The 10,017-nt window shown below is 42.5% G+C and carries 8 protein-coding genes; all 8 read right to left on the bottom strand.

Annotated elements, in window-relative coordinates; translation table 11 throughout:
* Positions 1-64: 64 nt before the first annotated feature.
* The gene (gene ftsY, locus J7I93_RS07400; RefSeq protein ID WP_214724802.1) at positions 65-1,066 is read right to left on the bottom strand and encodes a signal recognition particle-docking protein FtsY; all 1,002 of its coding nucleotides are present in this window, start codon (positions 1,064-1,066) and stop codon (positions 65-67) included.
* A 75-nt stretch (positions 1,067-1,141) separates the two neighbouring features.
* The gene (smc, locus tag J7I93_RS07395; protein ID WP_214724800.1) at positions 1,142-4,708 is read right to left on the bottom strand and encodes a chromosome segregation protein SMC; all 3,567 of its coding nucleotides are present in this window, start codon (positions 4,706-4,708) and stop codon (positions 1,142-1,144) included.
* 194 nt (positions 4,709-4,902) lie between these two features.
* On the bottom strand, positions 4,903-5,646 hold the full coding sequence (gene rnc / locus J7I93_RS07390; protein ID WP_214724798.1) for a ribonuclease III: 744 nt from the start codon (positions 5,644-5,646) through the stop codon (positions 4,903-4,905).
* A 375-nt stretch (positions 5,647-6,021) separates the two neighbouring features.
* Positions 6,022-6,255 carry an acyl carrier protein gene (locus tag J7I93_RS07385; RefSeq protein WP_009330799.1) on the bottom strand — a complete coding sequence of 78 codons (234 nt, stop codon included), beginning with the start codon at positions 6,253-6,255 and terminating at the stop codon, positions 6,022-6,024.
* Between the two features lie 90 nt (positions 6,256-6,345).
* Positions 6,346-7,089: a 3-oxoacyl-[acyl-carrier-protein] reductase gene (gene fabG / locus J7I93_RS07380; protein WP_214724795.1), complete on the bottom strand. Its 744-nt coding sequence runs from the start codon at positions 7,087-7,089 to the stop codon at positions 6,346-6,348.
* Positions 7,086-8,033, bottom strand: a complete 948-nt coding sequence (gene fabD / locus J7I93_RS07375) for an ACP S-malonyltransferase (protein ID WP_214724793.1) — start codon at positions 8,031-8,033, stop codon at positions 7,086-7,088. Before fabD ends, fabG begins: the two co-directional genes overlap by 4 nt.
* An 86-nt stretch (positions 8,034-8,119) precedes the next feature.
* Complete coding sequence (gene plsX / locus J7I93_RS07370; protein WP_214724791.1) at positions 8,120-9,124, bottom strand: phosphate acyltransferase PlsX; 1,005 nt, start codon at positions 9,122-9,124, stop codon at positions 8,120-8,122.
* Between the two features lie 21 nt (positions 9,125-9,145).
* On the bottom strand, positions 9,146-9,706 hold the full coding sequence (gene fapR, locus J7I93_RS07365; protein WP_214724789.1) for a transcription factor FapR: 561 nt from the start codon (positions 9,704-9,706) through the stop codon (positions 9,146-9,148).
* Positions 9,707-10,017: the final 311 nt, after the last annotated feature.

The following is a 10,017-nucleotide window of genomic DNA, read 5'->3' as shown; positions in this document are numbered from 1 at the left end:
CCAACAAATATTATAGAACCAAAAAAACAGCCAAAGATTCCTCTCCGGCTGTTTTTCATTCTTATTATTCTTCTTCCTCTTCTACTTCTTTTTCAACCATGTCGGCAAATAGGCCGTAAACATATTGTTCTGCATTGAATTCCTGGAGATCATCCATTTTTTCGCCAAGGCCGACGAATTTAACCGGTATTTCCAGTTCGTTTCTGATGGCGAGAACAATTCCGCCTTTTGCTGTACCATCCAGCTTGGTAAGGACAATACCTGAAACATCAGTTGCTTCTTTGAAAGTTTTCGCTTGGATCATCGCATTTTGTCCTGTGGTTGCATCCAGAACCAGTAAAACCTCGTGCGGCGCGCCGGGAACTTCCCTTTCAATGACACGCTTGACCTTTTCCAATTCCTTCATCAAGTTTACCTTGTTTTGCAAACGTCCTGCTGTATCGCAAATCAAAATATCTGCTTTGCGCGATTTTGCAGATTGAACTGCATCGTACATGACTGCAGCAGGGTCAGAACCTGCCCCCTGCTTGATGACATCAACTCCGACTCGTTCTCCCCACACCTCAAGCTGTTCAATCGCTCCGGCACGGAACGTATCGCCTGCTGCCAGTAATACACTTTTCCCTTCATTTTTGAACTTATGGGCAAGCTTGCCGATAGTAGTGGTTTTTCCAACACCATTAACACCTACAAACAGGATAACGGTAAGTCCATCAGGCTGAATATTTAAGTCTGTGGAGACCTCACCAGCACTTTCATATATTTCCACAAGCTTTTCTGAAATGACACCTTGTACCTCACGCGGATCCTGGATATTCTTACGCTTGACTTCACTCCTTAGCTCTTCCACCAATTCCATGACAGTGTCGAAACCCACATCTGCTTGAATTAAAATTTCTTCCAGTTCCTCGAAAAATTCTTCATCAACTTTACGGTACCTGGAAACAAGATCATTCACCTTATTGGAGAAGTTATCGCGTGTTTTTGTTAATCCATCTTTGAACTTTTCAGTAACTGTATCTGTTTGCTTGGTGATTTTTTCTTTTAATTTCTTAAAAAAACTCATTTTCTCACTTCCTTTTTTAAAAGCTTAATATGTACGGGTGTGGAACAGCTTTAAAATGCTGCTCCACAAATAATGCTATTGAGGAATTAATTCCTTCGTTTCTTCAAGACGTACAGATACGAGTTTTGACACTCCGGATTCCTGCATGGTAACACCATAAAGAACATCTGCTTCCTCCATTGTTCCCTTTCGGTGGGTGATGACAATGAATTGTGTTTCATCACTGTACCTCTTTAGGTACTGGCTAAATCTTTGCACATTCGCTTCATCCAGCGCAGCCTCAACTTCATCGAGGATACAGAACGGTACCGGCCTGACTTTCAGGATTGAGAATAAGAGTGCGATTGCGGTCAGCGCCCTTTCTCCCCCTGATAGAAGGCCAAGGTTTTGCAGCTTTTTGCCTGGAGGCTGTGCCACGATTTCCACCCCGGTGTTCAATAAGTCATCAGGCTGGGTCAATCTTAAGTCTGCTCTCCCGCCGCCAAATAATGATTGAAAAACAGATTCAAAATGGAAACGAATTCCCTCGAAGGTTTCTTCAAAGCGCCTTTTCATTTCTACATCCATCTCATCAATAACCTGAAATAATGTGTCTTTTGCTTCCTGAAGATCCGTTTTCTGTTCAAGCAGGAATTCGTAGCGCTCCGAAACACGTTCGTATTCTTCAATTGCGCCAAGATTGACAGCACCCAGCTCTTCAATAGCCAGCTTAATTAGTTTTACCTTTTTACGAGCCTCTTCCACTTCGATTAGAAGCGGGTATTCATCTTTGGCAGCTTCAAAGGAAAGCAGGTATTCTTCCCTTAGATGGTTTAGCCTATTTTCAAGCTCTACATCCAGGCGGGTTTGCTTCACTTCTTCATCCTTAAGTACCTCAACCATGCCTTTGTGCTGTCGTTTTAATTCCTTTGCCTCCAGCTCGAGGTCCTCCAATTCTATTTGAAGCTTTAATCGCTCTTCCCGTCTTGATGCAATCAATTCAAGCGTTTCGTTTTTTTCTTTGAATTTCTGCTGTGCAGCTTCTTCCAAATGCTGTTCTCCAGAAGAACTATTTGTCATTTCCGAAGATAAAAGCTCCAAATCCTCTTTAACCGTCTTCAGCTTATCATCATTAATAGCAAGTTCAGAGATTATTGCTGCCAGCTTATCTTCGGCATGATTCAGCTGTTCGCTTTTGGAAGCGAACCCGATCTTAAGCTCATTAATCTCAGAGACCAATGTTTCTTTTGAAGTTTGCTGAGTATTTTTTCTATCGGTTAAAGCTTTTATTTCCTGGTCCAGATTGCTTATTTGTTTTTGCTGATCTTCCAATAGGGATCCGAGCTCAATCTTTCTGCTTAAAAGCTTTTCCCTGTCTTCTGAAAACTGGGCCTTGTCCATATCATAAAGAGACAAGCGTTCATTAATGCTTTTCTCCTCAAATTCCACTTCCAGAAGGTCGCCTTTAACAGCTTGTTCCCTCATACGAAGTTCTTCACCGGCTTTTCTGAGCTTTTCAATATGGGCTTCCTGCTTTTGAATCTCGCTTTTTTGAAGCTTTACTTGCTTTTCGAGGTTTGCTGTTTTGGATTCCATGTCGGCAATCCGGTCTTTCAGCTCCTCCAGCTCACCTTTACGGGATAAAATCGAAGAGTTTTTTTGTTTTACAGCTCCACCTGTCATGGAACCGCCAGGATTAACGACATCACCTTCGATGGTTACAAGTCTCACACGATACTGAAGGAGTTTTGCCAGTTCATTGGCACCTTTTAAATCCCTTGCAATGACAACATTGCCCAGCAAGTTTTCAATTGCGGGCTGATGTTTGCCATCAAACTGTATAAGTGAAGTTGCTTCGCCAATAAAGGCAGGGTGTGCTTTTACAGATTGCAATTGGGCAGAGTTTAGCTTTTTCCCTTTTACTATACTTAATGGAAGGAAGGTTGCTCTGCCAAATGAGTTCTTCTTCAAGTAGTGAATTGCATTTCGGCCATCCTGTTCAGTCTGGACAATGATATGCTGCATGGCTCCGCCAAGTGCCGTTTCTATCGCGGTGCCGTACTCCTTTGGCACCTGAATCAATTCGGCCACCGCTCCTTGAATCCCCTGGAGCTTACTCCCGCGTGCTTTCAGAATCTCTTTTACCCCCTGGAAGAAGCCTGAATAATCTTCTTCCATTTCTTCGAGCATTTCCTGCCTTGATTTGGCTTGCTGCAGATACTGATATGCTTGATATAAGGTCTTTTCCTGCTTTTGATAATTATTTTTCAAGGATTCAAGATGACGATCTTCATTCCGGAAAAGATGGACCTGGCCCTCTAATTCTTTCTGCAGATCGTCGAGATTTGACTGTATGGCATGCTTTTTCTCTTCAATTTTCTTGCGCTCGGCAATGTACTTTTCATTGTCCATTTCAAGCTTTGAGCTCCGCTGTCCATGCTGGCTCAGCTGCTGCTCAATATTTTGCAATTCATTTCTGGAAGCTGCCTGACTGTTAAGCACTTCGATATAATCACTTTTAAGCGATTCTATCTTTTCTTCTGTATTCTCACTGAAAAGCTTGAGCTGCTCCTGCTTTTCTTTCAAAGCCTTCTGAAGCTTAAGTGCCTCAGCCTTTACTTTCTCTTTAGAAGCTGCTTGTTTTTCTTTTTGCTCTTTCAGGCCTGTTATTTTTAAAGCCAGTTCTTCCATATTTCTTTGAAGCTGGTCTTTATTTTGGTTTGCATTTTTCTTCCGCTCTTTTAGTACTTCTTTTCTGCCTTCAAGCTTTTCCAGCTCTTCACTTGCATGGAGAAGGACCTCCTGCAAATCATTTACCGACTCATCGAGGGCAGCGATATGGTCTTTTAGTTCCTCCATTTTCGCTTCTTTGTACTGCAGCACTGAGGAAAGTTTCATTTCGTCCTCTGTATGCTGTTCAAGCTGGCGAGAAAGCTGTTCCCATTTTGAGTGCAGGTCTTCTATTTCATAGACAGTGAGAGCAACCTCTATTTTCTCCAATTCTTCTTTCTGCTGCAGGAAATCCTTTGCAATTGAAGCCTGAATCTTTAGAGGCTCGACCTGGTTTTCAAGTTCATAAAGAATATCATGAACACGATTTAAATTATCCTGTGTTTCAGAAAGCTTGCTCTCCGCTTTTTTCTTTCTTGTTTTATATTTAAGAACACCTGCTGCTTCTTCAAATATTGTGCGGCGCTCTTCCGCTTTGCTGTTTAAAATTTCTTCGACCCTGCCTTGGCTTATGATCGAAAAAGCTTCTCTCCCCAGGCCGGAATCCATAAATAAATCCACAATGTCTTTAAGTCTGCAAGTTTGCTTGTTGATTAAATATTCGCTGTCTCCTGAGCGGTATACCCTTCTCGTCACACTAACCTCACTGTAATCAATCGGCAACCCTTGATCACCATTATCAAGTGTCAAGGTAACCTCTGCAAAGTTCTGCGCTTTTCGGGAATCGCTGCCCGCAAAAATGACATCCTCCATTTTAGCGCCGCGAAGGGATTTAGCCGATTGCTCGCCCAATACCCAGCGGATAGCATCCGTAATATTGCTCTTACCGCTTCCGTTCGGACCTACAACAGCAGTAACACCTGGAACAAAATCAACAGTGATTCTTTCAGCAAATGACTTAAATCCAACTACGTCAAGCCGTTTTAAAAACAACTTTGCTCCCCCTCTGTCTCCTCCGAGTCTCCATTCTTTGCTGTCAGAGTTTACTTTATCGCAGTCTAACAGGCAGTAACCCCACTCATGACCTAATATCTGTAACCTACCTAATTTTTAGTGGGGCACAACTGCCCGTAAGGCCCGATTGGTTCAACTAACATCAGCGGAAAGGTCATCCGCTGATTGAAGTTTCACTTTATATGGTTCTTCAATACTTCCAGAGCCATTTGGGCAGCATGCTGTTCCGCTTCCTTCTTTGAACGTCCTGTGCCTGTTCCGAGCTCCCTGCCATTCAAGGAAACGGTGGAAACAAATTCACGATTGTGAGCAGGCCCTTTTTCCTGAAGTATTTTATATTCAATTGAACCTGCGCCGTCACGCTGGACCAGCTCCTGCAGCTGGCTCTTAAAATCCATCACATGCGAAAAAGCACCTGAATCGATTTTTGGAAAAACGACTTTTTCCAAAAAGGCAACAACTGTATTCAACCCTTTATCCAAATACAAGGCGCCAACAAAAGCTTCAAATACATCTGCAAGCAGTGCAGGACGAGCTCTTCCGCCTGTCATTTCTTCTCCTTTTCCAAGGAGGACAAGATCTCCAAAGGATAATTCATGGGCAAAAGAAACCAGGGATGGCTCACAAACAACTGCCGCTCTCAATTTAGTTAATTCTCCTTCGCTCATCATAGGATATTTAAGATAAAGGAATTTCGAAACAGTCAATTCCAGGACAGCATCCCCCAAAAATTCAAGTCTTTCATTATCCTCGTAGGGTTTTCTCCGATGCTCATTCACATAAGATGAATGGGTAAAAGCTTGTTTCAAAAGCTTTTCATTTTCAAATTGAATTCCGATTTTTGACTGAAAATCTTTAAATTGTTTTTCGATTGCGCGAAATGATTTTCTTTCCTTGTCTTTATTGTTACTGCGCATAATACATCCACCTTGCTAACATAATATATTCTTGCTTTCTTAGTATCATTGTTAAAGATAGAGTTTAACATGGTCTTCCCTAAGTTTACGTAATAAAAATGAAAAACGCAAAAAACTTCGATGCTTTTTACCGTCCAATACAAACTAATTGTGCATAATCCATTTTTCACAGAAGAAAGCCCCGTTATCTAAACGGAGCTTTTGTAGAATCATATTTACTGTCCGCAGCCACCTGATTGAAACTGGCAGATATCGTCTTGGCACGAATCTAGCTTCTGGCAAATGCAACAGGTAACAACGGACAGTAAACATCCACTGTTAAAATTGCTGCAGTGAGGGGGAGTCCCTCACTGCAGAGTTTGGTTCACCTAACGATTATTGGCTAGCTTTTATGTAATTTACAGCGTCACCGACTGTTGCAATCTTTTCAGCATCATCGTCAGAAATTTCCATATCAAACTCATCTTCTAATTCCATAACTAATTCTACTACATCAAGGGAATCAGCGCCAAGATCATCTTTAAAAGAAGCTTCCAATTTCACTTCAGACTCTTCAACACCAAGACGGTCTACGATGATCTTTGTTACACGTTCTAATACTTCTGCCATGCTTGTTCACCTCCCCTCAAGTATTATAGATTATTTTAAGCCTTTATTGAACGGTTTTATAAATTTTTTTGCATTACAAGCCTGTTACAGCTACATAACCATTCCGCCATCTACATGCAGGGTCTGCCCTGTCATATAGCGGCTGTCATCGGAAGCAAGAAATACTGCTACATTTGCAATATCTGCCGGGTCGCCAAAACGTGCTAACGGAATTTGTTTTAGCATCTGGTCTCTAACTTCCTCGTTCAGCTTATCAGTCATGTCAGTTGTAATAAAACCTGGAGCAATTGCATTAACCGTAATCCCTCTTGTTGCAAGCTCCTTGGCAGATGTTTTAGTCAGGCCAATCACCCCAGACTTCGCAGCCACATAGTTAGCCTGACCAGGATTACCGCTTACACCTACAATGGAGGAAATATTGATAATGCGTCCGCTGCGCTGCTTCATCATCTGCCTTGTTACAGCTTTCGTACATAGGAATACCCCTTTGAGGTTTATGTTAATAACATCATCCCACTCGTCTTCCTTCATTCTCATAATCAGATTGTCTTTTGTTATGCCGGCATTATTGACAAGAATGTCAAGCTTGCCAAACTTTTCAATCGTTTCCTTTACCATGTTTGCCACTGATTCACTATCGGAAACATCGCACTGAACCGCAAATGCATTTCTGCCCAATGCTTTGATTTCATCAACTACTTCATTTGCTCTTTTTTCGCTTCCTGAGTAGTTAACCGCAATATCTGCCCCCTGCTTTGCAAGACCAAGAGCGATTTCCCTGCCAATTCCACGGGAAGCACCTGTTACCAATGCTGCTTTTCCTTCCAATTTCATCGTATTTCCTCCTTTAGGGACTCTTGTACAGCCAGGCAGGTTTCTGCATCAGAAACCGCATAGGTTTTTAAGGAACGATCAACCTTTTTAACCAAACCTGACAATACTTTTCCAGGTCCTATTTCTATAAAAGTATCGACTCCAAGATCTACCATTTTGCGGATGGAGTCCTCCCAGAGTACAGGTGAATACAATTGTTCAATCAATCTGTTGCTAATCTCGGAGGCAGATGTCATTTCAGATGCAGTAACATTTGCGATAACTGGTACTGCAGCATCCTTTATTTCAATTTCGTCCAAGATCTTCTTGAACTTCTCAGCAGCTGGCTTCATAAGTTCGGAATGGAAAGGCCCGCTTACATCCAAAGGAAGCACGCGTTTAGCTCCTGCTTCTTTAGCCTTTACGGAAGCTTGTTCTACACCTGCTCTAGAGCCGGAAATAACGATTTGGCCAGGACAATTTAAGTTTGCCAGCTGCACAGAGTTCCCTTGTTTGGTTACCTCTTCTGTCACAGCAGCCAGCTTATTCCTGTCAAGACCTAAAACAGCTGCCATGGTACCTTCCCCATTCGGGACAGCTTCTTCCATAAATTCTCCTCTTTTTCGGACAGCATATACACCATCTTCAAAGGATAGAGCCCCTGCAGCAACCAGTGCTGTATACTCGCCAAGACTGTGGCCTGCTACGTAATCTGGTGTAAGGCCAGATCTTTTAAAGTAATCGAGAATAGCCATGCTTGTTGTCAGCAGCGCAGGCTGAGCATTTGTTGTTAATGTCAGCTTGTCCTGCGGCCCTTCAAAAATAAGTGATGAAAGTGAAAAACCCAGTTTCTGATCAGCACTTTCGAAAAAGGATTTTACCTTCTCATCTTGTTCAGCTAATGCTTTTCCCATTCCTGCAGTCTGTGATCCCTGACCTGGAAACAAAAAGGCGATCTTACCCATCGTGCATCCCCCCAAAATAAAAATGAATGACTTTTTAATCCAGCTCTGTTAAACTTGCCTATTGCTTAAGCTTTAAAACAGCCTATTTATTTAATAGCTGCTTTGCCTGCTTCTTTCTCAACAGCAGCCTTAATCGTTTCGGCAACATTGTTTTCGACCATATTTCGGGTTTGCCTTACCGCATTGTATAAAGCATTCGCATCCGAAGAACCATGGGCCTTAATGACAGGCGCCTTTAGCCCAAATAATCCCGCTCCGCCATATTCGGAATAATCCATTTTGGATTTAAGCTCATATAAGTCAGGCTTCAAAGCTGCTGCTGCCAGTTTGGTCTTAAAGCTGCTTGTCAAAGCTGTTTTTAACATTTTAAAAACAGAAAGGGCCGTGCCCTCAATTGTTTTAAGTACCATATTTCCGGTAAATCCATCTGTTACAACGACATCGGCGGCACCTTCAAGCAAATCGCGTGCTTCGACGTTGCCGATGAAATTTATATCTGCCTGCTTCAGCAAGCCGAAAGTATTTTTAGCTAGTTCATTTCCTTTTTTATCTTCTGTACCAATGTTTAAAAGGCCGACCCTTGGGTTTGATACACCGCGTACCTTTTCTGTATAGATGGAACCCATAATCGCATATTGGAGAAGATGTTCAGGCTTTGCATCCACATTAGCTCCTACATCCAGCAGAAGGAAACCTTCCCCGCCAATCGTTGGAAGTGTCGGTGACAATGCCGGGCGTTCAATCCCTTCAATTCTTCCTACTACAAAAAGGCCGGCTGCCATTAAAGCGCCCGTGTTGCCTGCCGATATACAAGCATCTGCCTTTCCGTCGGATACGAGCTGGGCCGCCAGCACCATCGATGCATTCTTCTTTTTCCGGACCGCCCTTACCGGTTCATCTTCCGGCAATATGACTTCAGCTGTATGTAAAATTTCTATCCGGTCATTTGGTGTTAAGTGTTCTTTAATTTTAGACTCGTCCCCAACTAGGGTAATATGTATATCCTTAAACTCCGCTGCAGCTTTCATCGCTCCCAGTACAATTTCCTTCGGAGCGTTGTCGCCTCCCATTGCATCAATTGCAACTTTCATGATGATTCATCCTTTTAGTCTTTATTTTTTTCTGAACATATCAAATTCGCCTTTAAAAACTAATTCATTGTTGACGAAGCTATTTACCTCGACAATCGTCCTCCCGCTGGCTTTGTCGATTGTCAGCACTTTGGCTTTGGCAATAACGCGTTCATTCAATCTTACAGGTCTTGTAAAATGAATACTTGCTTTTGCTGTTAAGGCAAGCTCATCGTTTATAACAGCTACTGCCAGTGAGTTGGCCTGTGCAAACATATGGTGTCCGCGGGCTATTTGATTTCTTTTAAAAACATGCTCTTCCTTAACATCAAAAATGGAAATAGCCGTTTTATCCAATTCTATATCTATTATTTCACCGATTATTTCTTCTATAGGCAAGGAACGGACTTCATCCTCAAATCTTTTCTCAGCCACATGCTTGATCCGTTCGCGCAATTCGGGAATGGATAATTCAAGGCGGTCGAGCCGGATCGTCTGGACGCTTACCAAAAATTTTTCAGCAAGCTCTTCATCCGTAACAAAAGGGTTCTCTTTTATTGTATCCGTTAATAATTGCTGGCGCTCTTTTTTATTTCTTTTCATAAAATCCCACCGTCCGAGATATTAAGACTAGGTACTAATAGTAGTATATAATCAAAAAAAGCAGATTGCAAGAATGAACTTTTCTGCAATTCTGCTTTGGTGATCCATTGAATTTTGTTTTAGCTTATGAATGCTGACCGTTGATTTCCGCAGCAGGTACTTGCTTACCTATGGGAGGAATGAGAGCCCCCTCGGCTTCGCCTGTGGGGGCTCACACTCGCTCTCCTCCCGCAGGACATTGAATTTGCTTCCATGAATTCGTTGTAAGAAAATGCGAATGCATTTTCGAGGATCAAGTACCCTCCGCTCCA

The sequence above is a fragment of the Bacillus sp. ISL-47 genome (assembly GCF_018613175.1).
GTDB lineage: Bacteria > Bacillota > Bacilli > Bacillales > Cytobacillaceae > Cytobacillus.
Note: the sequence above shows the minus strand (reverse complement) of the source record. Positions and strands in the feature narration are given on the sequence as shown.

Coding starts and splice junctions, on each gene's coding strand:
- ftsY (WP_214724802.1), bottom strand. CDS start 1,066: ATGAGTTTTTTTAAGAAATTAAAAGAAAAAATCACCAAGCAAACAGAT.
- rnc (WP_214724798.1), bottom strand. CDS start 5,646: ATGCGCAGTAACAATAAAGACAAGGAAAGAAAATCATTTCGCGCAATC.
- J7I93_RS07385 (WP_009330799.1), bottom strand. CDS start 6,255: ATGGCAGAAGTATTAGAACGTGTAACAAAGATCATCGTAGACCGTCTT.
- fabG (WP_214724795.1), bottom strand. CDS start 7,089: ATGAAATTGGAAGGAAAAGCAGCATTGGTAACAGGTGCTTCCCGTGGA.
- fabD (WP_214724793.1), bottom strand. CDS start 8,033: ATGGGTAAGATCGCCTTTTTGTTTCCAGGTCAGGGATCACAGACTGCA.
- plsX (WP_214724791.1), bottom strand. CDS start 9,124: ATGAAAGTTGCAATTGATGCAATGGGAGGCGACAACGCTCCGAAGGAA.
- fapR (WP_214724789.1), bottom strand. CDS start 9,706: ATGAAAAGAAATAAAAAAGAGCGCCAGCAATTATTAACGGATACAATA.